Source organism: Variovorax raffinosi (assembly GCF_051216615.1).
Taxonomy (GTDB): domain Bacteria; phylum Pseudomonadota; class Gammaproteobacteria; order Burkholderiales; family Burkholderiaceae_C; genus Variovorax.
Genome location: NZ_JBPJZR010000020.1, coordinates 38,184 through 61,665, shown reverse-complemented (window position 1 = coordinate 61,665; position 23,482 = coordinate 38,184). Strand labels below are relative to the sequence as shown.

Below are 23,482 nucleotides of genomic sequence, written 5' to 3'. Positions count from 1 at the left end.
AATCGAGGTTCGCTCCGTCATGGATCAGCAGCCAGCTTCACCCCGCTGGCATTTTCACGGTCAAGCGCGCGGCATCTACTGTCCGCCCCTCTTGATATCCAGCACCTGCGCGGCGAACATCACACACTCTAGACGAAAGCCCGCCATCGATCGCAGTCGCACGGTACTGGCCCACTACGCATTGATATGCAAGACGTCCTCATCACCCCCGCCTTGGGCCCAGCCCTCAAGCGCTGGCGCCTGCTCCACCGCGTGAAGCAATCGCACGCCGCCGAACTCTTCAACGTCAACCAATCGACCATCTCGCGCTGGGAGTCCGGCACGCAGGCGATGGAGCCCGCCGAGCGCGCACGCGCAGAGGCGCTGTTGTCGGCCCGGCTCGATGCAGCCGCCGACCATGCGCTCGCAAGGCTGGTCAACGAGAGCCCGCGGCCGGTGCATCTGGTGTGCGACATCACGCATCGCTTGCTGGCCTGCTCCGCGCGCAGGGCCGCCGAGTTCGGCGCGCCGCTCTCCACGCTTCTGGGCCGCTCGCTCTGGCGCTATGCCACACCGGAGATCGCGGGCAAGGAAGCGATGCTCGAAAACATTGGCTGGCGCGATGCGCTCGCGCCGCCCTCTCTGGAGTTCGTCACGGGCACCAACGATTCGCAGCTTCTGCCCATCGCGCAGAGCCTGTGCCGGTGGACGCGGCTCACGCTGTCCGATGGCACGTCCGCGCGGTTGGTCGAAACGCTCTGCTGACGCAGGCCTGCGGAGGCCCCGTCAGGACTTGAACTCGTCCGCCGCAATCCCAAGCTTGCGCAGCTTGTCATGCAAGGTCTGCCGCGCGATCGCCAGCGCGGTGGCTGTCGCCGGCTGGTCGCCCCGATGCTTGCGCAGCGCTTCAACGATCACCGCCCGCTCGAAAGACGCGACCTGCTGCGGCAGCCCGTTCGGCAAGGCGGGCACGCCTTCGGCAGCAGCACTGCTGCTACTGCCCACGCCACGCGTCTGTGTCAGGCGTTCACCGAGCAGGCCCAGCACGAAGCGGTCGGCCACGTTGCGCAGTTCGCGCACGTTGCCGGGCCAGGCGTAGGCCATCAGGTCGGCCAGTTGCGCGCTGGTCAGCAGCGGAGCGGCGCGCTCGTAGCGGGTGGCGGCCAGCAGGGTGAAGTGCTCGAACAGCAGCGGGATGTCTTCGCGCCGCTCGCGCAGCGGCGGCAGCTCGATGAAAGCGACGCCCAGGCGGTAGTACAGGTCGGCCCTGAACTTCTGCTGGTCGCTCATGGCCTTCAGGTCTTCTTTGCTCGCGGCGACCACGCGGCAGTCGAAGGGAATGGTCTTGTTGGCGCCGATGCGCTCGATGCTGCGTTCTTGCAGCGCGCGCAGCAGCTTGATCTGCACGGCCATGGGCATGCTCTCGACTTCGTCGAGGAACAGGGTGCCGCCGCTGGCGTATTCAAACTTGCCGATGCGCACGCGGTTGGCGCCGGTAAAAGCGCCGGCCTCGTGGCCGAACAGTTCGCTCTCGGCCAGGGCTTCGGGCAGGCCGCCGCAATTGAGCGGCACGAAGTGCTGGCGGCGGCGTGCGCTATGGTCGTGCAGGCAGCGCGCGACCAGTTCCTTGCCGGTGCCGGTCTCGCCGTAGACGAGCACATCGGCCGAGGTCTCGGCCAGGGTCTTGACGGTCTGGCGCACCTGCTGCATTTGGGCCGAGCGACCGATCAGCACCGACTGGATGCCCTGCCAGTTCTCCAGCGCGTCGCGCAGTGCGCGCACCTGCAGCGTGAGCTGCCGGCGTTCGATGGCGTGGCGCACGATGGCCACCAGCCGTTCGGCGCTGAAGGGTTTTTCGATGAAGTCGTAGGCGCCCTCGCGCATGGCCTGCACGGCCATCGCGATGTGGCCGTGGCCGGTGACGAGGATCACGGGCAGCTCGGCATCGGTGTCGCGCAGCTCGGGCAGCCACTCGGTGCCGCTGATGCCGGGCAGGCGCACGTCGCAGATCACGATGGCGGGCACACCGAAGCCGATGTGCGGGCGCGCGCGCTCGACGCTCGCGAAGGATTCGACCTCGAAACCGGCCAGGGTCAGCAGCTGGGTCGTGCTGATGCGGACGTCTTCGTCGTCTTCGACGAGCAACACCCGGATGGCTGGGGCTTCGCTCACTGGGGGGTCACTCCTGTTGGGCAATGGAAAGAAAGGGAACGGGTGCGTTGCGGGTCTCGGCAACGGCGGCGGGCAGGTCGATCACGAAACACGCGCCGCCTTCTTTGAGGTTGGCCGCGCGCAGTGTGCCATCCATGGCCCGCACCAATTGTGCCGAGATGACGAGCCCCAGGCCCAGCCCTGCCCCGGCGGGCTTGCCGGTCACGAAGGGCTCGAACAGGCGCGGCAGCACGTCGGGGTGGATGCCGGGGCCGGTGTCGCTCACGCTCAGGATCACGCGGCCGTCTTTCTGCCGTGCCTCCAGGCGCAGGGTGCGCAATGGGGCGTCTTGCATGGCGTCGATGGCGTTGCGCATGAGGTTGACGAGCACGCTGCCCAGCGCGGCCTCTTCGGCCATGACGCCGAGCGCGGCGGGCTGCACGTCGATCTCGAAGCCGATGCGCTGCTTTTTCGAGGCTTCGGCCACGATCACTTGCGCATCGGCGATGGCCTGGGACAGCAGCAGCGGCTCCAGCGGCAGTTCGCTCTTGTGCGCGAAGGTCTTGAGCTGCGTGGTCAGGCGCGCGAGGCGGTCGACCATGCGGCGGATGCGTTCGAGGTTGCCGCGCACATCGTCCAGGCGGTTTCTGTCGAGCAGGATGCCGGCGCTCTCCGACAGTGTGCGCATGGCCGTGAGGGGCTGGTTGAGTTCGTGCACCACGCCAGCCGACATCTGGCCGAGCGCAGCCATCTTGCCCGCATGCACCAGCTCGCCCTGCGCGGCACGCAGTTGCGCGGTGCGAGCCACCACGGTCGATTCGAGGGTGTCGTGCGCTGCCTGTAGCGCGGCCTGGTTGGCGAGCCTCTGGCGCACCGCGCGGCGGCGCTGCCACAGGGCAACTGCGAGCAGCAGCAGCACGGCCATCGCAAGGCTGGCGGTGATGGCCGCGTTGCGCGCGGCCACGCGCACCGGCGCCAGGTCGTCGAGCACCACGAGTTGCCACGGGGCGCCGCGCAGGGTCCGGGCGGTGGCGAGCTGGTCCGTGCCGTCGAGCGAGATCACCTGCACGTCGCGATCGAGCGCCTCTTTCTGCGTCCACTGCAGCGGCTGCAGCTTGGCGTCGCCGTAGGGGCGCGAGCGCAGCACTTCGGCGCGCTGCAGTGCGTCGAGCGGAAGCAGCGGCCTGAACTTGAGGTCGTCGCGCGTGGACAGGATCACCACGCCGCGCTGGTCGATCAGCACCACGTCGCCCGGCAGCTTGCGCCAGGCGTGCTCGGCCTCGGAGAGGTTGATCTTCACGGCCACCACGCCGCGCGAGGGCTGGCCACGCCGCAGCGCATACGACAGGTAGTAGCCCGGCCGGTTGCTGGTGACGCCTACGCCGTAGAAGCGGCCCCTGCCCTGTGCCAGCGCGTCGATCACGTAGGGGCGGAACGACAGGTCCTGGCCCAGCGTGGTGCCGGGCTTGTCCCAGTCTGATGCGGCCAGCGAGGTGCCGGCGCCGTTCATCACATAGAGCATCTCGGCGCCCGCCGTGGCGTTGACGCCGTCGAGGTAGCGATTGACGGCATCGCGCAGATGCAGGTCGGAGGGCGTGCCGAGCAGCGCCGGCACGATGGGCGTCATTTCGAGCAGCGCGGGGAGGTAGTCGAAGCGGGCCAGATCAGCATCGAGCCCGGTCGCGAGCATGTCGAGCCGGTGGTCGGCCGCCTCGCGCAGGCGCGCCAGGCCGGCCTGCATGGCGAGCTGGTGGCCGGCAAAGGCGGCCACGGCCACCAGGGCCAGTGCGCCGCACCAGCGCGGCAGGCCGCGCCATCCCTTTGTGCTGTCGGAAGGCATGTCGAAACGCCGGACCGGCTCCCTTGAAATCATGGGAGCGTTATTGCACAAGGTCGGGCCGCCCGCATCGGTGGCAGCCCGATGGCCCCTTTCGCGGGGCCGGGCACGCAAGCCCCGGCTCAGGCCTGGCGGGAAGCAGCCGCGGCTGCCGGGCCGGCGGGCATGTGCGCGTCGGTGGCGTCGAGCACACGCTCGGGCTCGTTGGCTTCCAGCGTGCTTTCCTGGTTCAGGTGCTGGTGCATGCGCACGGTGTCCAGGTCACCGGTCCACTTGGCGACCACGAGGGTGGCCACGCCGTTGCCGATCAGGTTGGTCAATGCACGGGCTTCGGACATGAAGCGGTCGATGCCCAGGATGAGCGCCAGCCCCGCCACCGGCACATGGCCCACCGCCGACAGGGTGGCCGCCAGCACGATGAAGCCGCTGCCCGTGACGCCCGCCGCGCCCTTCGAGGTGAGCAGCAGCACGGCCAGCAGCGTGAGCTGTTGGGTGAGGGTCATGTCGGTGTTGGTCGCCTGGGCGATGAACACCGCCGCCATCGTCAGGTAGATGGAGGTGCCGTCGAGGTTGAACGAGTAGCCCGTGGGCACCACCAGCCCGACCACCGACTTCTTCGCGCCCAGGTTCTCCAGCTTGGCCATCATGCGCGGCAGCACCGATTCGCTGGACGAGGTGCCCAGCACGATCAGCAGCTCTTCCTTGATGTACTTGATGAACTTCCAGATGCTGAAGCCGTGCGCCCTGGCAATGCCCCCCAGCACCACGAAGATGAACAGCAGGCAGGTGGCGTAGAAGGTGGCCATGAGCTGGCCCAGTTGCAGCAGCGAGCTCACGCCGTACTTGCCGATGGTGAAGGCCATGGCGCCGAAGGCACCGATGGGGGCGACCTTCATGATGTAGCCCACTATCACGAACAGCACGTGCGAGCCCTTCTCGATCACGTCGAACACCAGCGTGCCGCGGCCGCCGAAGCGGTGCAGCGCAAAGCCGAACATCACGGCGATCAGCAGCACCTGCAGGATCTCGCCCTTGGCAAACGCGTCGACCAGCGTGTTGGGGATGATGTTGAGCACGAAGTCGGTCGTGCTCTGCATCTTGCCCGGGCCGGTGTAGGCGGCGATGCCCTTGGTGTCGAGCTGGCTCACGTCGACGTTCATGCCCACGCCGGGGCGCACGATGTTGATGATGACGAGGCCCACGACCAGCGCGATGCTGCTCACGATCTCGAAGTACAGCAGCGCCAGGCCGCCGGTCTTGCCGACCTTCTTCATGTCTTCCATGCCGGCGATGCCTACCACCACCGTGCAGAAGATGATCGGGGCGATGATCATCTTGATCAGCTTGATGAAGCCGTCGCCCAGCGGCTTCATCGAAGCGCCGGTGTCGGGATAGAAATGCCCCAGCAGCACCCCGAGCACGATGGCCGTGATGACCTGCAGGTACAGGGATTTGTAGAAGGGTTGGCGTACGGGTGTGTGGTCCACGAATGTCTCCTGAAGAATTTCAGACGCTGGCGGCATGTACCTGCCGGTCGGCGTGAGGGGGCGGCTGCAGGCATCGGCTGTTTGCCTGCATGCCGACGCCCGCATCGAGCGATGGGGCGACCCAGTCACTGAGCAATCGATATGCCACGCGCCCGGAGGTGGAAAAAACGCGCCAAGTCGTTGATTTCATGAGGATCCGGGCCAGGTCGAGGGGCATGCCGTTGCCGACGATCCGGCTGCGGCTCAACCGGCCCGTCCGGCCCGCCGGACCCTGGATCTAGGGCAAACCCTAGGCCATTCATGCACGGCGCCGAGGCGCCCCACACGCGCATATCTCATGCGTGGACAGCCACGCACCCTCTCCCTACGATCCCTCGCGATGAATATCGAGAAACTCAAGGGCAAGCTCGCCTTTCTGCGCGAGACGGAAAAGCTCAAGGACGTGCTGCGCAGCAGCCACACCTCCTCCGGCCGCGCCGAGAGCACCGCCGAGCACAGTTGGCGGCTGTGCCTGATGGCGATGGCGTTCGAAGAAGAACTGGCCGGGCTCGACGTGCTGAAGGTGCTCAAGCTGTGCGTGGTGCACGACCTGGGCGAAGCCATTCACGGCGACATTCCGGCGGTGAGCCAGGGCGCCCATCTGGACAAGAGCGAGCGCGAGCGCGCGGACCTGCTCACGCTGATGGCGCCGCTCGACGGCAAGCTGCGCGGCGAGCTGCTGGCGCTGTGGGACGAGTATGAAAACGCCGCCTCCCCCGAAGCCAAGGCAGTGAAGGCGCTCGACAAGCTCGAAACCATCCTGCAGCACAACCAGGGCGCCAACCCCGAGGATTTCGACTACGCCTTCAACCTCGGCTACGGCAGGAAGCACACGGGCACCACGCCCTTGTTCAGCGCCCTGCGCGCGCTGGTCGACGATGACACGCGGCGGCGCATCGTGCCGCTGCTGATTCGCGACGAGCGGCCTGGCGACGCGGCGGCCATCGAGCAACTCACCACGGCTGCATTCGCGAATGCGGCGCACACGAGCCATACGGAACAGTTCATCGTCAATGCGCTGCGACGGGCGGGGCAGCTCACGGTGTCGCTGGTGGCGCAAGTGGGCGAAGAAGAACAGATCGTGGGGCACGTGGCGGTGTCGCCGGTGTCGATTTCTTCAGGCACGGCCGGCTGGCATGGGCTGGGGCCGATCTCCGTTCTGCCCGGGCATCAGGGCAAGGGCGTCGGGGCGGCGCTGATGAAGTCCGCGCTGGAGCGCCTGCGGCAGGCGGGCGCCGCGGGATGCGTGGTGCTGGGAGACCCGGCCTACTACGGGCGCTTCGGGTTCGTCGCGCGGCCGGGGCTTGTGCTGCCAGGGGTGCCCGCGGCGTACTTCCAGGCGATCTGCTTTGGCGATGCGTGGCCGACGGGGGATGTCCGCTATCACGACGCGTTCGACGCGACGCAGTAGCGCTGAAGAGCGATGACGGTTTCAGCGATCGGGTGGCCGAGCCCTTGCGGGCGGCCATGCCGGGGCCGGCTTTTCCCATTCACGCGTGACAGGTCAGTGACAACGGCCGCTTGCGCCGGGCATTCGCCCAGTTGTTTCGTTTGTGTAAAAAATGAGGCTTCAATGTGTTTAAATCACATGAATCTTACATTTTTGATACACAAAGCGCGAACAGATGGGTGCCGCAATCTCGCTCTTTTCTCGCGTTCTTCCCTCTGTGGTGGCGCTGTTCTGCGGTGCTTTTCTGGCAGCCGGCACAGCCCGGGCCGAACTGAACGTTGTTGGTAATGCACCACACAGCGTGCACCGCCTGAAGTTCTTCGTCGACCCGGCGTTGGCCGATGAAATCGGTCCTGCGGAAGCAGGCCGGCGCCTCGCGCAGTACGTGGCCGACGTCAACACGGTGTTCACCCGCGAGACCGTGCGCAGCTTCGTGTTCAACCCGGCGAGCGACCTGCAATTGATCGCGCCCGCCTCGGCGCCGCCGTGCAGTCACAGCGGGCTGGTCGACGGCGAGATTGCGGTGTGCGTCTCCAAGTCGACGAAGGGCTACAGCCACGGCGGCCTTGCCGCGAGCTGGACCTTTCCGCAAAAGGGCGTGACCTGGAACCTGAACTGGATTGCCATTCACGATCCGCTGCGCCTGTCCCGCGCCATCACCGCCGCCGCGCCCGAGTCCACTGAAAAAGATTACCTGGGCCGCCAGCTCAAGACGCTGCTGCACGAGCTGGAACACGTGTTCGGCGCTGGCGCGGGCGAGTACTACAACGCCGCGATGGTGAAGGACACGACCGGCACCGCGCCGCAGGCCGACCTGGCCTTGATGAGCGACACCGACCGCTACTGGTGGACCCGCCAGAGCTGGCGGCTCGACCCGCTGCTGGGCACCGTGTTCGAGCAGCGGCGCGACCCGGCCACCAACCGCATCCTCACGCTGGACATGATCCGCTTCACGGCGGGCACCAAGGCCAACATCAACACCGACTGGAGCGACTGGCCGAAGTTCGGCACCTCCAAGTACATGGCCGGCACCACGGCCACGCAGGTGCGCATCACCGACCGCGAAACAGGCGCTGCGCTGCCCGGCGCGCAGGTGTCGGTGTGGCGCAATGCCGGCACGTCGACGCAGCAGCCGATGGTCCTGCTGGTGCAGGGCGTCGCCGACGCCGCAGGCCACTTCGCATTCGACTGGGACTGCGGCTTCACCTGCTTCAACAGCGCGAAGTCGACGCTGCTGGTCAAGGCCTCGACGCCGGGCCGCGCGCCGATGGCGAGCTGGTTCACCATCTTCGACGCCTTCGAGCAGAAGGCCGTGAAGGGCCAGTCGAGCTTCACGATCGACGTGGCGCTGGGCGTGGTCGACACCACGCCGCCGACGGTGTCGCTGTCGGCACCGGCCATGGCCACGGTGGGCCAGCCCGTGACCATCGCGCCGGCGGTGGTGGACAACGTGGGCGTGTGGGGCGTGAAGGTGGCTGGCACGGACGGCATTCCGATCTGCACCTTCGACGCCCCGCCCTACACCTGCACATGGACACCGCTGGCACCGGGCATGCAGACGATCCGCGTGATCGGCGTGGACGCCGCGGGCAACTCGGCCATGGCGACTGCCAACGTGATGGTCAATCCGCCGGTGGACACCACGCCGCCCACGGTGTCGGTGGCCGCGCCGACCTTCACCGGCGTCAGCACGTCGACGACGCTTTCCGCCACGGCCCAGGCCAACGTCGGCATTGCCCAGATCCAGTTCATCGTCGATGGCAAGACGCTGTGCACCGTGAAGGCCGCGCCCTACACCTGCAACTGGACGCCTTCGGCATCGGGCTACGCCAGCGTCGAGGCGCGGGCCATCGATGCGGCAGGAAACGCCGCCAGCGTGTCGGCGCAGATGCAGGTGAACGCCTATGTCGTGCCCTACCGGGCGCTTGCACTGAAGGGCGAAGAGGCCAACGCCCCGGGCACTGCACAGCCGCATGCCGCGCCGCCGGTGCCTGCGAAGATCCGCACCGCTGCCGCATCCCGCGACCCCAGGAGCTGACGCAGCGCAGCCTCTTCGCGCAGCACGTCCTACCGGTCGACGGAGATATTGGCGGTCTTGATGATGCGGGCCCACTTCTCGCGCTCGGCATGCATGAAGTCGCCGAAGCGCTGTGCGCTTCCGCCGCCATCCTCCGCGCCAAACTGGTCCAGCCGCGCGATCACGTCGGGCATGGCCAGCGCGGTGTTCACGTCCTTGTTCATGCGAGCGACCATGGCCTGCGGCATCTTCGCCGGCCCGACCAGCCCGAACCAGATGCTTGCCTCGTAACCCTCGAAACCCGATTCCGCGAGCGTCGGTACAGCGGGGAAACTCTTGGAACGCCTGGCGCGCGTCTGCGCAATGGCCGTCATCTTTCCGCTGCCCAGGTATTGCGTGGCCGTGGTCATGCCTTCAAAGCTGTACTGCACATGGCCGCCGAGCATGTCGCTGACGAGCGGCGCGGAGCCCTTGTACGGCACGTGCAGCACATCGATGTTGGCGCGCGCCTTGAAAAGCTCCAGCGCCAGGTGCTGGGCCGAGCCGTTGCCGGCCGAGCCGAAGACGATCTCTCCGGGCCGGCTGCGGCACAGTTCGACCAGCCCCTTGAGCGTTTTCACCGGCTGGTTGCTCGCGCAGATCAGCATCTGCGGCGTGGCGCCGACCAGCGCAATCGGCGCGAAGTCGCGCTCCGCGGAATAGCCCAGGCCCGGTTGCAACCCGGGCGCGATGCCGTGGCTGTTGATGTGCGCCATCAGCAAGGTGCTGCCATCGGGCTCGGCCCTTGCCACCTGCTCGGCCGCGATGATCCCGGCCGCTCCCGCCCGGTTCTCGACGACGACCGGAATGCCCCACATCACGCCCAGCTTCTGCGCCACCAGCCGCGCCAGCACGTCGGTGCCGCCGCCGGGCGGAAACCCGACGACGAGCCGCGTCACGCTCTTGGGCATCGTCTGGGCGAACACGCCCGTTGCGGCCAGCGTGGCCGCGACGGCACCGCCGGTAAATAACCTGCGTTTCATTGTTTTTGTCTCCTGATTTTTCTTGGGTGTCAGACGGCAAGTGCCGACGCATTCGGCATGCGGAAGCCGCAGGCATCGAGGCCGGCCGCCAACGTCGCTCGCTGCGTGGATTCGATTTCAACCAGCGGCGGACGCACGGCCGCCCAGCCGGCATCGCCAGTCTGCCGCGCAATGGTCGCCTTCATCGCAGCGATCATCGGCAGCTTCTGGAAGACGGCCCGCGTTTCGTTGAGGGCCTTCTGCTTGTCGTCGGCATCGGCTTCGGTCCAGTGCTCGTAGAGATCGACGATGGCTGCAGGATTCACGTTGCCGGTCGCGGTGATACAGCCTGCGCCACCGCCGCGCAGCGTCGGCAACAGAACCGTCTCCGTGCCCGCGAACACATCGAAACCCTCGGGCTGGAATTCGCGCAGCATCGCCGCCGTGTTGTCCCAGTCGCCCGAGCTGTCCTTGATGCCGGCCACCGCATGCGGGTAGGCCTTGAGCAGACGCTCGATCAACGCGAGGCTGATGCCGACCTGCGAGACCGGGGGGATGTGATACAGGTAGATGCGCAGGCGCTCGTCGGCGACGGCATCGATCACCCGCGCAAAGCTGCGAAAGAGCCCTTCGTCCGACACGCCCTTGTAGAAGAACGGCGGCAGCATGAGCACGCCGGCGCAACCCGCAGCCACGGCATGCCGCGTGAGTTCGATGGTGTCGCTGAGCGCGCAGGTTCCGGTGCCCGGCATCAGGCGGTCGGGGGAAATGCCGTCGTCGAGCAAGGCATCCAGCAACGCGCGCTTCTCTTGAACAGTCAGCGAATTCGCTTCCGAGTTCGTGCCGAAGACCGACAGGCCCACGCCTTGCTCAAGCAGCCAGCGGCAATGCCTGACGAATCGTGGCACCGATGGAGAAAGGTCCGCATCGAACGGCGTGAGCACCGGCGACAGCACGCCGCGCAGCTTCGGTGTGCTCATCGCACCACGCCCCATTGACCGTACTTTTGCACCGCCTTCTCTTCGAATCCGAAGCCCAGCCCCGGCGTCTGGTGCAGGATCACGCGGCCGTTCTTGTGATCGAGCTGGCGGTCGATCAGGCGGCGGAAGTTCAGCACCTGGTCGTCCCAGAAAAACTCCACGTAGCGCGCATTCGGCGTGGCAGCAACCAGCGGCGCATGCACGTCGTGGAACCAGTGCGGGCACATCACCACGCCGTAGCTTGCCGCCATGGCGGCAATGCGCTTCCACTCCGTGATGCCGCCGCACACCAGCGCGTCGGTCTGCAGGATCGACGTTGCGCCCTTGTCGAGCAACTCCTTGTGATACCAGCGGCCGTAGCCGATCTCCGCGGTGGCCACCGGAATGCGCGTCAGCCTGGCCAGCTTCGCGTGGCTCTCGATGTCGTCGGGGCCGAAGGGCTCTTCAATGAAGTACGGGTCGTAGGCCTCGAAGCGGCGGATGTACTGCATGGCCTGCGTGGTGTCGACCCAGCCGTTGTTGCAGTCCATCATCAGCTCGACATCGGGGCCGACGGCATCGCGCGCCGCTTTCAGTCGCGCTTCTTCTTCCTTGGGCGACAGGCGGCCGGTCTTCATCTTCACGGCCTTGAAGCCCTTGTCGACGTAGCTGGCCATCTCGTGGCCCAGCATCGCGGGCGTCTTGCCTTCGAGGTAGTAGCCGCCGCTGGCATAGGCCGGCACCGATTCGAGCTCGACCGCGCCCAGGTACTTGTGCAACGGAAGCTCGTGCGTCCTGGCGTTCAGGTCCCACAGCGCCGTGTCGAGCGCGCTGATGGCACGCATGACCGTGCCGGAGCGCCCTTGCAGCAGCGACTCCTGGTACATGGCGGACCACAGCCCTTCGACGGCGTAGGAGTCCTTGCCGATCAGCACCGGCGCGAGCAACTGCTCGACCGCGGCTGCGAACAGCGCGCCGCCGGCACTGCCCACGTAGCAAAAGCCGATGCCTTCCACGCCATCGTCGGAGCGGACCTTGACGAGCCCGTAATGGCGAACGCTGACGGTGCGGTTCGAGAACGACGTCACGCGGTCGAGCGGAATGGCGGCGGCGCAGAAATGGACGGACTGAATCTTCGGCAAGGAGGTCTCCTGGTTGTGTCGAAGGAGATTCTGGGAGTCCTCAAAGCAAAGAAAAATGGTTGTTCCATATCTTCTGAAGAAGTAAATTGTTTCTTCCAGTGCGGGCACATTCAGTCGGCACGCATCGCACTTCCGGCGCCCCACACACCATGGATTCACGTTTTCTCCAGAGCTTCGTATCGGTCGTCGAACTTGGCTCGATCGCAGAGGCCGCCCGTCACCTGGACATGACGCCCGCGACGATCGCGCAACGCGTGCGCGCGCTGGAGGCGGACATCGGCAGCCAGCTCATCGTTCGCTCGGGGCGAACCGTCAGGCCCACGGTGTCGGGAACGCGCATCCTCGCGCGGGCGCGCAGCGTGCTGCGGGAGTTGCGGGACCTGCAATCGGCGGCATCGGACACGGAGCTTCCCGCGGGGCCTCTGCGGCTGGGCGCCATTCCCACGGGGCTCATGGGCATCATCCCGTTGATCCTCAAGGACTGGGTGCGGCGCCATCCGCACATCGGCATCTACATCGAGCCGGGGTCGACCACGGCGCTGTACGGCCGCGTGATGGCGGGCGAACTCGATGCAGCGATCCTCGTGCATCCGACCTTCGAGCTGCCCAAGACCAGCAACTGGCACAGCCTGCGTGAAGAACCGCTGGTGCTGCTGACGCCTGCGCGCATGAAGGTCGCGTCCGCGCTGGCCACGATCGCGCGCGAACCGTTCATCCGCTACGACCGCCAGGTCGTCGGCGGAAAGATGGCCGACGACTACCTGCGCCAGCTCGGCATTCGCCCCAACGTCCGCGTCGAGCTTGACGGCATCGAGTACATCGCGAAGCTGGTGGCCGAAGGGCTGGGCGTTTCGGTGCTGCCCGACTGGGCGGTGATCGGCGCGCCCAACCGGGAACTCAAGAAATGGCCGCTGCCGCCGCCCTGCCCTGCGCGGACCGTGGGCGTTCTGTGGCAACGCTCGACCGTGCGGGCGCCGTTGGTCGAGGCGCTGGTGGACATCGCGCGGGCGCACTTTCCACAGCCGCCTGAACGGACCCAACGCGTTTCGGCACGAGCTTCCACACGCTGAACAGATGGCTCCCCGAACACGGATCGAACGTGTGACCTGCGCATTAACAGTGCGCCGCATCTACCACTGAGCTACCGGGGAAAAGAATGGAGGCGCGGACCGGAGTCGAACCGGTGTCGACGGATTTGCAATCCGTTGCATGGCCACTTTGCTACCGCGCCGAAGAAAAAAGATGGCGCCCCGCAGGGGAGTCGAACCCCTGGCTTCCTCCTGGACAGGGAGGCACTCTGGCCACTGAGTTAGCGGAGCGAAAAAAGAAAAGATGGCAGGCCCTCAAGGATTCGAACCTTGGATGCCGGGATCAAAACCCGGTGCCTTGGACCACTAGGCGAAGGGCCATCGAAAAAGGTGGCGCGCACGGAAGGAGTCGAACCTTCAACCGCTGGGTTTGGAGTCCAGTGCTCTGCCAATTGAGCTACATACGCATGAATGAAAAGAATGGTCTGAGTGGCAGGATTTGAACCTGCAGCCTCCTGCTTCCAAGGCAGGCCGTCTACCAGATTGACACTACACCCAGAGAAAATTTGATTGGTGCCCCAGGGGAGATTCGAACTCCCAGAATTCCGCTTCTAAGGCGGACACGTATACCGGTTCCGTCACCGGGGCTGATTGATTGATTGGTGTGAAGCAACGATCCGTTTCAATGGCCGGTCGTGCCTCGATGCCGCAAGTTTTTAATGAACATCCACCGGACCGAAGCCCCGGTGTCATGCAGCGCGATCACTGCGTGTGTTGAAGACTGAAAAACAAAAAGGCCCGGAACCTTTCGGTGTCCGGGCCTCTGCTTGAGAGAGCTTGGAAGGTACGCGCTTAAGCGCTTCCTCCACCCGGTGACACCCGATCCTGATTGGTGCAATCCCACGGCTTGGCCTGCAGGGCTTGCATCTGATTCGGGCACTGGTCGAGCTGCAGCGACGCCAGAACGCCCAGGCCGTTGCACAGCGAAACGCGCACGAGCGCCCGGCCCGATACGGGTCGAATGCTGTGGGTGCGAATGACGGCTGCGTTCACGATGCTTCCTGGTGTCTGTGTTGCGGTGCGGGTTGAATTGGGTGCGGCCTGAACCGCGAATGAGCTGGACTGTAAATAGTCTTTACGACGCCGTCAACAGTCCGCACAAAAAAATTACGTGCTGTGTTCAACGCAACGAATCGAGCGTGAGCCGGCTCCGGATACGAACCTCGAAGGCGCATCCGCGCCCCGTCGGGTTCTGCGTCAGCTCGATCGTGCCGCCCATGCGCTGGCATGCCTGCCGCGCAATCGCAAGGCCCAGGCCCGTGCCTTGCGCGGACGTGCCCGCCACGCGATGAAAGCGATCGAACACGTGTGCGTGTTCTTCCTGCGGAATGCCCGGCCCGCTGTCGACCACGGACAGCATCAGCACGCCGCCCTCGAGCCGCAGCGTCATCACCACATGCCCGCCCTCGTCGACGTACTTCACCGCGTTGTCGAGCAGGTTGCGCAGCACCGATTCGTACAGCGGCACCGGCAGGCTGAAGCGCAGGCTGTCGGGCGATTCGAGGATCAGCTCCAGGTGGCGGCTGGCCGCGTCCTTCGCGGCCTGTGCCAGATGCCGCCGCGTCAGCTCGGCCACATCGACGCGTTGAATCTCCGGATTGGTGGAGCCGTCCATGGTCGCCAACTCCAGCAGTTGCTGGATGAGGTGCGAGCCGCGTGCAATGGCGTGCGTGAGGTGCTGCGCCGCTTCCTCCCGCTCCTTCGGATCGGTGGAGCGCGACAGCACATGAGCCTGCGCGCCGATCACGGCCAGCGGCGTTCGCAACTCATGCGCCGCATCGTTCACGAACGATCGCTCCCGATCGACCTTGCCCCGCAGTTGCGAGAGCAGGTCTTCCAGCGCATTCACCAGCGGCTCCAGCTCCGCGTATTTCGGATCGAACCCCAGCGGCGACAGATCCTCCGCGCTGCGCTGATGGATGCGCTCACCCAGCAGGCGCAACGGCTTGATGCCCTGCGCGGCGGCAATCCACACGGGCGCCAGCACAAAGGGAAAGGCCACCAGGAAGGGCATGAAAAGCGAACTGCCGATAAACCCGAGCAACCACGTGATGCCCGAATGCGGCTCGCCCACCCACAGCTTCCAGCGCGCATTGCTCCCCTCGTACAGCCAGTAGCTCTGGTTGCCGAGCTTGATGTCGACCATCCGATCAGGCTCACCCTTCAGTGCATGGCCGGCGATCTGCGGGGAAACGTACAGCAACCTTCCCGCCTTGTCCTTCAGCACGAAGACCACCTCGCCGGGCAGGTTGCCTTCGCCACGGCGCAGGTCGTTGATCAGCCTGCCCATCGAATCCATGACGCCCACCGCAACGTCCTCGCGCTCGATGTCGGCAAGCACGGTGTTCAGTTGGCGGCCGGCACGCACCACGCTCGAATCCGTGCTCATGTTGACGGCGAACTCCATGTACAGGAAGCCGATGAGCGCAGCCCACGCCAGCGTGACGGCGAACAGCACCGACAGCGCCACGCGGCGCACCAGGCTTCGCTTGAACAGCCACTTCATGTTGCAAGCATGTAGCCGACACCGCGCACGGTCTTGATGCGCTCGGCGCCGATCTTGCGGCGCAGGTTCGACACATGCACTTCGATGGCACCGAAGTCGACCGGCTCGCCCAGCGGGTCGAGCCGCTGCGACAACGTGCCCTTGGGAATCACCGCCCCGGGTTCTCGCGCCAGCTCCAGCACCAGCTGGAATTCACGCGGCGACAGGTCGAGCACCACGCCGGCGAGCCGCGCCACATGGCTGCGCGGCTCGATCTCCAGCTCGCCGAAGGCCCACACGTCGCTGGCCTGGTGCGCGTAGCGGCGCCGCACGGCATGGATGCGGGCCACCAGTTCCGGCGTGGCGAAGGGCTTGACGACATAGTCGTCCGCGCCGCCGTCGAGCCCGGCCAACCGGTCTTCGAGCGCGGAGCGCGCAGTGATGACGACCACCGGCACCGTCACGCCCGAACGCCGCCAGCGCGAGAGCAGTTGCAGGCCCGAACCGTCGGGCAAGCTCACGTCGAGCAGCACGCAGCCGCAGGCGTCGCCCTCGAAGGATCGCGGCGCGTCCGCGATGCGGCGCAGCCACTCGATGCTGAAGCCTTCAGCCTTGAGCGCTTGCGAGAGGGCCCGGCCCAGGTCCAGGTCGTCTTCGATGAGCAGGAGGTGCATGGGCTGGATTGTCCATGCACCAACCTTAAGCATTGCCAAAGGTTCGGCGGCGAACAATCCGGCCTCTCAATGGAGTTTTGCGTGGTCCCCGTCTTCAGAATCCCGAACTGCTGGTTGCTTCTGGCAACGATTCTGGTCGCCATGGCCCTCTCGGCCTGCAGCGACGGCGAAGGGCCGCCCGCGGCCGCCGCGCCGCGTGCCGATGAGGTGGTCATGGTGCATGGCGCTCCCGTGGCACAGGCGCAGGATGCGGCCGGCAAGCACGGCCTGGACAGCGATCCGCGCGCCAAGCCTTTCCTTCTTCAGTTGCGCTGCCGGATCAGCCGCTGCAGCCTGGTCATGCGGTTGAAGCGATCCGGCCTGCTGCGCGCACTGCTGAGGTAGCCGGCGGCGCGTGCGTGCCCCCGCCCTTCTTGCGGGCAAAGCCTCGGGCCGCCACAGCGAGGCGACAGAATGGCGTTCATGCGAAACCACATGAACATGAAGACCCTGACACTGCAACGCACCTACCTGCTGCTCATCGCGGCCCTGGTCCTCATCGGCTGCTGGATTGCGCCGGTCGATGCGCCGGCTCGCGAACAGGTCAACGACGGACTGAAGCGCGCATTGACCACCTTTGCAGCGGCGCGCGCACTAGGCGCGGTGGTATCGGTCGCGCAAGGCACGCAGGTCGATGCCACGCCGGGCGGCGTGGGCGTGAGCTTTGCGCCGGGGCAGGCATTGAAGCCATTGAACGAACTGATCGAGCAGTTCGCGGCCATCATGCTGGCGGCCAGCGTGTCGTTCGGCATCCAGTTGGTGCTGCTGAACATCGGCGCGCACCACCTGATGTCCTACCTTGTATGCGCCGCCGCGCTCGCCTGGATCGTGGTGCGCTGGCGGCGCGGCCGCTCGCCGCGCTGGCTGCAGTCAGCACTGATCGGCCTGCTGCTGGTGCGCTTCGCGGTGCCGCTCAGCGCAGTGGCCAACGAGGGCATCTACCGCGTGTTCATGGCGAACGAGTACCAGACTGCGCTGTCGGGCATCGAGAAATCGCCGACCGCCGTGGTCGACGCCACACAGGAAGCACCCACGGCCCAGGAAGGCTGGAAGGACCGCATCGAACGCTGGCTGCCCAAGCTCCCCAACCTGAAGGCGACCTACGACCAGATCCTGAAGTCGGCCTCCGACTGGGCCGAGCGCATCGTGAAGCTCATCGCGCTGTTCGTGCTGCAGACCATCGTGCTGCCGCTGGCCTTCCTGTTCCTGGCATGGCGGCTCGCGCGGGCGGCCATCCGGGAGCCCGTTGCCCGGACCGCTTCTGCTTAGCGTTTCCGGCCAGACGTAGCAAACTGGGGCCCCGACAACGCACCACCGAGGTCTCCCGATGCGCATCCGCGAACTCGCCACCGGCCTGCAGTTTCCCGAAGGCCCGATTGCCATGGACGACGGCTCGGTGCTGCTGGTCGAAATCGCACGCGGCACGCTCACGCGCGTGCGCGCCGACGGATTGGTGCAGGTGGTCGCCGATCTGGGCGGCGGCCCGAACGGCGCGGCCATCGGGCCCGATGGCGCGGTCTATGTCTGCAACAACGGCGGCTTCAGGTGGCACACCGAAGCAGACGGCCTCATGCGGCCCGTGGGCCAGGCCGCCGACTATTCGGGCGGGCGCATCGAACGCGTCGACCTGAACACCGGCCGCGCAGAGCGCCTGTACGACACGGTCGAAGACGGCGCGCTCTGCGGCCCGAACGACATCGTGTTCGACGCGCAGGGCGGCTTCTATTTCACCGACCTGGGCAAGGTGCGCGAGCGCGACATGGACCGTGGCGGCCTGTTCTACGGCCACACCAACGGCGGCGCCGCCCACGTGATCGCCCGGCCGGTGATGACACCCAACGGCATCGCGCTCTCGCCCGATGGCAACACCCTCTACTACGCCGAGACCGAAGGCGCGCGCGTCTGGGCGTTCGACATCACCGCACCGGGGCGCGTGCGCAAGGACGGCTGGCCCTCGCCGCATGGCGGCCGCATGCTGTGCGCGTCACCCGGCGGGCACTACCAGCGCTTCGATTCGATGGCGGTCGATGCGTTGGGCAACCTGTGCGTGGCCACGTTGCTGCACGGCGGCATCAGCATCGTCTCGCCCGATGGCAGCACCGTCGAGCACGTGCCGCTGCCCGACCGCTACACCACCAACATCTGCTTCGGCGGGCGCGACCGGCGCACGGCCTTTGTCACCTTGTCGGGCAGTGGCCGATTGATCGCCATCGACGACTGGCCGACGCCCGGCCTTGCGCTGAACTTCGAGGCCTGAGCAAGGCCGCCCGACCCACCTCTCGTCAATCGCGCGTGAACCGCTGCACACGCTTGCCGTTGTCGACCTCGCCTGCGTAGAGGTTGCCGCGCGAGTCGATCGCAAGGTCATGCACCCAGTGGAACTCGCCCGCATACCGGCCCGGCCGGCCCAGCGTGCCGGCCACTGCGCCGGTGCTGCGGTCGAGCGTCAGCACCTGGTTGTCGCGGCCGTCGGCCATGAAGAGCCATTTCTGCTGCGGGTCGCGCGAGATCACCATGTCCCACACCGAGCCGTTGCCGGCCGTGGCGGGCTCGACCATGAATTCCTTGATGAAGCTGCCGTCCTTGTTGAAGATCTGCACGCGGTTGTTGAGCCGGTCGCACACATACACGAGCCCATCGCGCGCTACGCGCACGCAGTGCACTGGCGTGCCGAACTGCTGGAGTTGGGCCTGCGTGGGAGGCAAGGTGCGGCGAGCCTGCGGCTTCTCGGCATCGCTGGGCGGGCGGCCGTAGGCACCCCAGTGGCGCTTGTACGCGCCGGTGTCGGCATCGAACACGATGACGCGGCGGTTCTGGTAGCCGTCGGCCACGTACACCTCGTTGGCCGCACCGTCGACCTCCACGCCCGCAGCCTTGCCCAGGCGGGTGGTGTCGGCGCTGCCGGTCTGCGGTCCGACCTTGCCGATCTGCAGGACGAAATTGCCGTCGCGCGTGAACTTGAGCAACTGGGCGTCGTTGTCGCCGTTGCCGGTGATCCAGACGAAGCCCTTGGCATCGACGTGAATGCCGTGCTCGTTGCCCGGCCAGTCATAGCCGGCACCGGGGCCGCCCCATGAACGAAGCAGCCGGCCCGTGGTGTCGAACTCGAGCACCGGTGGCGCGGGCAGGCAGCACCTGGACTGCGGCGGCTTGGCGGCCGCGCCGGCCTCGTCCTCGGAAAGGCTGCGTGGGCGCTGCAACACCCAGATGTGATCTTCGGCGTCCACGGCCACGCCGCTGACCTGGCCGAGGATCCAGCGGTTGGGCAATGGTTGGGGCCACGACGTGTCGACGTGGAACGACGGTGCGCCGGCACCGGCGGTGCTGTTGCCGGTTGCCGCGCAGCCGGCAGCGAGGATCGCTGCAGCCGTGCAGGCCAGCACGACGCCCAGGCGCCTTGCGGCAATGAATGCAGTGGTGCTCATCTGTTTTGTCTCCTTCTTGTTGATCTCGCCGAGCAACGCAATGCCTGTGCGCATCAATCCAATGATGCGCCTGTGAGCTTCACAAGGCCCGCATAACGCTCGAGCTCGGACTTCCAGAAGGCGGCGAAGCTCGCGGCGTCGCCGGGTCGCACTTCGGCACCGATGTCGGACAGCCGCTTGCTCAGGTCACCGTCCTTGAAGGCCGTCTGCACCGCCGCGTTGAGCCGCTTGACCACCTCGGGTGGCGTGCCCGCCGGTGCGGCCAGGCCATACCAGGCATTCATGTGCATGCCCTTGATCCCCAGCTCGTCGAAGGTCGGCACGCCCGGCAGCATGGGATGGCGCCTGTCCGAGGCAACGGCAATGGCGCGGATCTTTGCGCCCTTGACCTGCCCGTAGGCGCCGGTGTCGAGCATGAAGTCGAGCTGGCCCGCCATCACATCGGTCAGCGCCGGCGAACTGCCCTTGTAGGGCACGTGGATGACGTCGATGCCGGCCAGCGATTTGAAGAGCTCGCCCGCCAGATGCGCCGAGTTGCCGACACCACCCGAACCGAAGGACAGCGTGCCCGGCTTGGCCTTGGCGGCATTGACGATGTCCGCGGGCGTCTTGTAGGGTGACCCGGCCGCCACCACCATCACGCTCGGGATGACAGCCAGGGACGCGACCGGCGCGAAGTCCTTGATCGGGTCGAAGCCGGTGCGCTTGTAGAGGTAGGGGTTGGCGGAGTTGGTCGAGCTCGTGGCCAGCAGCAACGTGTAGCCATCGTGCGGCTGCCGCACGAACTGTTGCGTGCCGATATTGCCGCCCGCGCCGGCAATGTTGTCGACGATGACGGGCTGCCCCAGTTGCACACGCAAGGCTTCGGCCACCGAGCGGCCCACCGAGTCGGTCGCACCGCCCGCAGGCCACGGAACGATCAGGCGGATGGACTTTTGCGGATAGGCCTGCGCAAAGGCCGGGGGTGCGAATGCAGTGGCGGCCAGCGCGACGCTGCACGCGCAGAGCTTCAGGACGGTTCGCTTGTTCATGGTTTTTGTCTCCTGGGGGTCTTCGTTGTTCTGGCCGTGGCGCGGCCGCGCCTCAATGCAGTCCGAGGCGATGCAGGGTGTCGGTCAGGCCGAGCAGTTCCGCCGTCGAGCTTCCGTTGACGATCGCGCGGCGGAATCCGGCCTCCTTCTCCTCGCGGGCCAATGCGCTCGCCAGCACGAGGTCGACGGCATCGCGCTCGACCATCACGAGGCCATCGCGGTCGCCGACGACGATGTCGCCCGGCCGAACCACCACATCGCCGATGCACAAGGGCACGTTCAACAGCCCGGGCTGATGCTTGCCGGTGCCTTTGATCGACAGCCCCCGGCAGAACACCGGAAAGCCCATCCGCACGATGGCCTCGGCATCGCGCACCACGCCGTGGATGACGAGGCCCGCCACGCCGCGTGCCAAGGCCGCTTCCGTCAGCACATCGCCCCACGGGCCGGCCTCCATGAAGCCCTTGGCGTCGACCACCAGCACGTCGCCTGGCTTCGCCTTGAGCAGCGCGTAGTGCAGCATGAGGTTGTCCGCGGGGCGAATGTCCACGGTGAGGGCCGGCCCCACGAGGCGGCTGGCCGGATCGAGCGGCTTCAGGCCGCTGTCGAACGCGCCGCGCGCACCCTGCGCCTCGTAGACGGTGGCCGCGCCCAGTTGACGCAGGCGCTCAAGGGCGTTGTCGTGTGATTCTTGTCTCATGGGTGCGGATGATCACCCGATGAACTCCTGAACGATATTGCCGTTTTCTGCAGATATCTTCAGATAACTTGAAGTTCTACGACGCCGGCCGCACGGATGCCAGGGTCTTGAGCATCGAAGCAACCAGCGGGCCCTCCTCGTCGGCGCGTGTCACGGCCACGACCGTGGTGCACGCCTTGAGTTCCGCCAGCTTGACGAAGGCCACGTCGCTCTGCCCGCGCTGCGCCACCGAGGCGCCGACGACTGCATAGCCCAGGCCTGCGGCGACGAGCCCGAGCGCGGTGTGAATCTCGATGGCCTCGTGCCCCACGCGCGGTTCGGCACCTGCCTCGCGCAGCCGCGCGATCACTTGCTGCGCGAAGGAGCTCTGCGAGTCCTTGGGGTAGCTGATCAGCGGCAACTTCGACAGCTCGGCCAGCGAAACCCTGCCGCGCTTGGCCGCCCGGTGATCCGCCGGAACGACGACGGCGAACGGATCGTCGAAAAGCGTCACATGCCGCAGGTCTGCGGGCGGCTCCGGCGGTGCGGCGAAGCGCGACAGCCCGATGTGAATGCGTCCGCTGCGCAACTGCGCCGGCTGGTGTTCGGACAGCAGTTCGACCAGTTCGAGCTTGACGTCGGGGTGCTTGTGCCGAAAGGCCCGCACCGCGGCCGGCACGACGGAGTTGAGCAGCGAGCGGACGAAGCCGATGCCGAGCCAGCCGCTCTTGCCAATGGCCACGTCGCGGGTCTCTTCTTCCAGCCTTTGGCCATTGGCCAGCAATTCCCTGGCCCGAGGCAGGAAGAACAGCCCGAGCGGCGTCAGCGTCATGGGCTTGGCGGTGCGATCGAACAAGGCACCACCGAGGCCTTGCTCGAGTTGAGCGATCTGCATGCTGATGGCGGTGGGCGCGACGAACAGGCGCTCGGCAGCGCGTGAGAGAGTGCCGCTGTCGACCACCTCACAGAAGTAGCGCAATTGACGAAAGTTCATGGCGGGGATCGTGCCACGGGCACGCGGCCCCAGGGGGATGCAAACCCGTGCAGGCAGTCTTCAGGGAAGCTAGGACACCACCTGGTAGTACAGGTTCTGCGGGTGCTTCGCCTGCGCAAAGAAGAACCAGCGCTCGGCCAGCAGGCCCGGCGCCTGCACCAGCACCGCGAGCAGCCACGGCCACGCCGCGCCACTCGCCAAGCCGCACAACAGCAACAACGCCGGCAGCACGAAAGCCAGCAACAGAAAGCCGAGCTTCATGTTCTTGAGCGCGGCCATCGATGCGCCATGAAAGAACTCGCGCGTGTTGAACGACCCGGCCGACATGCCCATCGACTTCTGCACCAGCTTCTGCGTGCGAATGCCCGTGGCCGATTGCAAGCTCGACTTGTGGCGAATGCCGGCGTTGCGTCGCAATGCCTGCCCGCGCGCCGCCCATGCCGCCAGCGTGGCGACCAGCGCGCACGGCCCGAAGACCTGCACGAAGCGCGCCTCGCCAGCCACCACCGCCATCGCGCAGGCCAGCACCAGACCCGACGACAAACCGATCAGCGTGAAGTTGACGACGGTCAACGGATGCGCCCATTCCTCGATGAAGCGAAGGCAGGCGTAGATCATCGCCGTGCAGTACCAGAGCGCGACGGCACCGCACAGCACCAGCACAGGCAGCAGCCACGACCACGGTGCACCGGCATCCAACTGCAACGACAGCCACCACAACGCCACCAGCGCGATGAAGCCCGGCAGCACGATCACTTCGCGCGACATCCACGAGGTGCGCCACATCAGCACCGCGCGCCAGGCGCGTGTCTTGCGGCCCAGGTGCATGAACGACGCTGCCAGGCCAGCCACGAGCAGCACCTCGGCCACGCCCAATGCCACGGTCAGGAAGCCCGGCGCCAGCCCGAGGCCGAACAGCACCGCCAGCGCGAGCGTGAACACCAGGCCCTGCGCCGCACCGGCCAGCGTGGTGAAGAAAAGGATCGAGAACGCGGGATGCATGCG

At 66.5% G+C, this 23,482-nt stretch carries 21 protein-coding genes, 6 tRNA genes and 1 pseudogene; 8 read left to right on the top strand and 20 right to left on the bottom strand.

Annotation, left to right across the window (positions count from 1 at the left end; translation table 11 throughout):
- Window positions 1-186: 186 nt before the first annotated feature.
- Complete coding sequence (locus tag ACSFB7_RS35555; RefSeq protein WP_435477035.1) at window positions 187-744, top strand: helix-turn-helix domain-containing protein; 558 nt, start codon at window positions 187-189, stop codon at window positions 742-744.
- A gap of 21 nt (window positions 745-765) precedes the next feature.
- On the opposite strand, the gene ACSFB7_RS35550 is transcribed toward ACSFB7_RS35555, so the two are convergent.
- The 3 genes from ACSFB7_RS35550 to ACSFB7_RS35540 all read right to left on the bottom strand — a co-directional run bounded on the left by ACSFB7_RS35550 (window position 766) and on the right by ACSFB7_RS35540 (window position 5,490).
- Window positions 766-2,151: a sigma-54-dependent transcriptional regulator gene (locus tag ACSFB7_RS35550; RefSeq protein ID WP_435477034.1), complete on the bottom strand. Its 1,386-nt coding sequence runs from the start codon at window positions 2,149-2,151 to the stop codon at window positions 766-768.
- 7 nt (window positions 2,152-2,158) lie between these two features.
- Window positions 2,159-4,003: a sensor histidine kinase gene (locus tag ACSFB7_RS35545; protein WP_435477033.1), complete on the bottom strand. Its 1,845-nt coding sequence runs from the start codon at window positions 4,001-4,003 to the stop codon at window positions 2,159-2,161.
- Window positions 4,004-4,089: 86 nt separating this feature from the next.
- Window positions 4,090-5,490 (bottom strand): dicarboxylate/amino acid:cation symporter, encoded by a 1,401-nt coding sequence (locus ACSFB7_RS35540; protein WP_435477032.1) that lies wholly within the window; start codon window positions 5,488-5,490, stop codon window positions 4,090-4,092.
- Window positions 5,491-5,833: 343 nt separating this feature from the next.
- Between ACSFB7_RS35540 and ACSFB7_RS35535 the strand changes: the two are divergent.
- The 3 genes and pseudogenes from ACSFB7_RS35535 to ACSFB7_RS35525 all read left to right on the top strand — a co-directional run.
- Window positions 5,834-6,391 (top strand): annotated as a pseudogene (locus ACSFB7_RS35535) (HD domain-containing protein); the annotation flags it as partial.
- Complete coding sequence (locus ACSFB7_RS35530) at window positions 6,392-6,904, top strand: GNAT family N-acetyltransferase (protein WP_435477091.1); 513 nt, start codon at window positions 6,392-6,394, stop codon at window positions 6,902-6,904.
- A gap of 340 nt (window positions 6,905-7,244) precedes the next feature.
- Entirely contained in the window at window positions 7,245-8,981 is a 1,737-nt protein-coding gene (locus tag ACSFB7_RS35525) for an Ig-like domain-containing protein (protein WP_435477031.1), read from the top strand.
- 29 nt (window positions 8,982-9,010) lie between these two features.
- Here the strand turns inward: ACSFB7_RS35525 and ACSFB7_RS35520 are convergent, their stop codons facing one another.
- The 3 genes from ACSFB7_RS35520 to ACSFB7_RS35510 are packed head-to-tail and all read right to left on the bottom strand — an operon-like array spanning window position 9,011 to window position 12,062.
- Entirely contained in the window at window positions 9,011-9,982 is a 972-nt protein-coding gene (locus ACSFB7_RS35520; RefSeq protein WP_435477030.1) for a Bug family tripartite tricarboxylate transporter substrate binding protein, read from the bottom strand.
- Window positions 9,983-10,011: 29 nt separating this feature from the next.
- A complete protein-coding gene (locus ACSFB7_RS35515; protein WP_435477029.1) occupies window positions 10,012-10,941 on the bottom strand; it encodes a dihydrodipicolinate synthase family protein in 930 nt (309 codons plus the stop codon).
- Window positions 10,938-12,062 (bottom strand): mandelate racemase/muconate lactonizing enzyme family protein, encoded by a 1,125-nt coding sequence (locus tag ACSFB7_RS35510; RefSeq protein ID WP_435477028.1) that lies wholly within the window; start codon window positions 12,060-12,062, stop codon window positions 10,938-10,940. The genes ACSFB7_RS35515 and ACSFB7_RS35510 overlap by 4 nt, the downstream gene beginning before the upstream one ends.
- 149 nt (window positions 12,063-12,211) lie before the next feature.
- On the opposite strand from ACSFB7_RS35510, the gene ACSFB7_RS35505 reads away from it, so the two are divergent.
- Window positions 12,212-13,132, top strand: coding sequence for a LysR family transcriptional regulator (locus tag ACSFB7_RS35505; protein ID WP_435477027.1), 921 nt, complete (start codon window positions 12,212-12,214; stop codon window positions 13,130-13,132).
- 5 nt (window positions 13,133-13,137) lie between these two features.
- Here ACSFB7_RS35505 and ACSFB7_RS35500 read toward each other — a convergent pair.
- The 9 genes from ACSFB7_RS35500 to ACSFB7_RS35460 all read right to left on the bottom strand — a co-directional run bounded on the left by ACSFB7_RS35500 (window position 13,138) and on the right by ACSFB7_RS35460 (window position 16,309).
- Window positions 13,138-13,213 (bottom strand) — tRNA-Asn (locus ACSFB7_RS35500).
- A 6-nt stretch (window positions 13,214-13,219) separates the two neighbouring features.
- Window positions 13,220-13,293, bottom strand: a tRNA-Cys gene (locus ACSFB7_RS35495).
- Between the two features lie 12 nt (window positions 13,294-13,305).
- A tRNA-Asp gene (locus tag ACSFB7_RS35490) sits at window positions 13,306-13,381 on the bottom strand.
- 100 nt (window positions 13,382-13,481) lie between these two features.
- Window positions 13,482-13,557, bottom strand: a tRNA-Trp gene (locus tag ACSFB7_RS35485).
- A 14-nt stretch (window positions 13,558-13,571) separates the two neighbouring features.
- Window positions 13,572-13,649: transfer RNA gene (locus ACSFB7_RS35480), tRNA-Pro, on the bottom strand.
- 12 nt (window positions 13,650-13,661) lie between these two features.
- A tRNA-Leu gene (locus ACSFB7_RS35475) sits at window positions 13,662-13,738 on the bottom strand.
- A gap of 204 nt (window positions 13,739-13,942) precedes the next feature.
- Window positions 13,943-14,143 carry a hypothetical protein gene (locus tag ACSFB7_RS35470; RefSeq protein WP_435477026.1) on the bottom strand — a complete coding sequence of 67 codons (201 nt, stop codon included), beginning with the start codon at window positions 14,141-14,143 and terminating at the stop codon, window positions 13,943-13,945.
- 127 nt (window positions 14,144-14,270) lie between these two features.
- Entirely contained in the window at window positions 14,271-15,656 is a 1,386-nt protein-coding gene (locus tag ACSFB7_RS35465; protein WP_435477025.1) for a sensor histidine kinase, read from the bottom strand.
- Window positions 15,653-16,309, bottom strand: coding sequence for a response regulator (locus tag ACSFB7_RS35460; protein WP_435477024.1), 657 nt, complete (start codon window positions 16,307-16,309; stop codon window positions 15,653-15,655). The genes ACSFB7_RS35465 and ACSFB7_RS35460 overlap by 4 nt, the downstream gene beginning before the upstream one ends.
- A gap of 141 nt (window positions 16,310-16,450) precedes the next feature.
- Between ACSFB7_RS35460 and ACSFB7_RS35455 the strand changes: the two genes are divergently transcribed.
- The 3 genes from ACSFB7_RS35455 to ACSFB7_RS35445 all read left to right on the top strand — a co-directional run bounded on the left by ACSFB7_RS35455 (window position 16,451) and on the right by ACSFB7_RS35445 (window position 18,605).
- The gene (locus tag ACSFB7_RS35455; RefSeq protein ID WP_435477023.1) at window positions 16,451-16,693 is read left to right on the top strand and encodes a hypothetical protein; all 243 of its coding nucleotides are present in this window, start codon (window positions 16,451-16,453) and stop codon (window positions 16,691-16,693) included.
- A 96-nt stretch (window positions 16,694-16,789) separates the two neighbouring features.
- On the top strand, window positions 16,790-17,617 hold the full coding sequence (locus tag ACSFB7_RS35450; protein WP_435477022.1) for a hypothetical protein: 828 nt from the start codon (window positions 16,790-16,792) through the stop codon (window positions 17,615-17,617).
- A gap of 58 nt (window positions 17,618-17,675) precedes the next feature.
- Entirely contained in the window at window positions 17,676-18,605 is a 930-nt protein-coding gene (locus ACSFB7_RS35445) for an SMP-30/gluconolactonase/LRE family protein (protein WP_435477021.1), read from the top strand.
- A gap of 25 nt (window positions 18,606-18,630) precedes the next feature.
- Here ACSFB7_RS35445 and ACSFB7_RS35440 read toward each other — a convergent pair whose 3' ends face one another.
- The 5 genes from ACSFB7_RS35440 to ACSFB7_RS35420 form a co-directional block, all read right to left on the bottom strand.
- Window positions 18,631-19,773 carry an NHL repeat-containing protein gene (locus tag ACSFB7_RS35440; protein WP_435477020.1) on the bottom strand — a complete coding sequence of 381 codons (1,143 nt, stop codon included), beginning with the start codon at window positions 19,771-19,773 and terminating at the stop codon, window positions 18,631-18,633.
- A gap of 53 nt (window positions 19,774-19,826) precedes the next feature.
- Window positions 19,827-20,804 carry a Bug family tripartite tricarboxylate transporter substrate binding protein gene (locus tag ACSFB7_RS35435; protein WP_435477019.1) on the bottom strand — a complete coding sequence of 326 codons (978 nt, stop codon included), beginning with the start codon at window positions 20,802-20,804 and terminating at the stop codon, window positions 19,827-19,829.
- A gap of 52 nt (window positions 20,805-20,856) precedes the next feature.
- Window positions 20,857-21,504: a 4-carboxy-4-hydroxy-2-oxoadipate aldolase/oxaloacetate decarboxylase gene (locus ACSFB7_RS35430; RefSeq protein WP_435477018.1), complete on the bottom strand. Its 648-nt coding sequence runs from the start codon at window positions 21,502-21,504 to the stop codon at window positions 20,857-20,859.
- Between the two features lie 76 nt (window positions 21,505-21,580).
- Complete coding sequence (locus ACSFB7_RS35425) at window positions 21,581-22,477, bottom strand: LysR family transcriptional regulator (RefSeq protein WP_435477017.1); 897 nt, start codon at window positions 22,475-22,477, stop codon at window positions 21,581-21,583.
- A 69-nt stretch (window positions 22,478-22,546) separates the two neighbouring features.
- Window positions 22,547-23,479 carry a dimethyl sulfoxide reductase anchor subunit family protein gene (locus ACSFB7_RS35420; RefSeq protein WP_435477016.1) on the bottom strand — a complete coding sequence of 311 codons (933 nt, stop codon included), beginning with the start codon at window positions 23,477-23,479 and terminating at the stop codon, window positions 22,547-22,549.
- Window positions 23,480-23,482 lie beyond the last annotated feature (3 nt).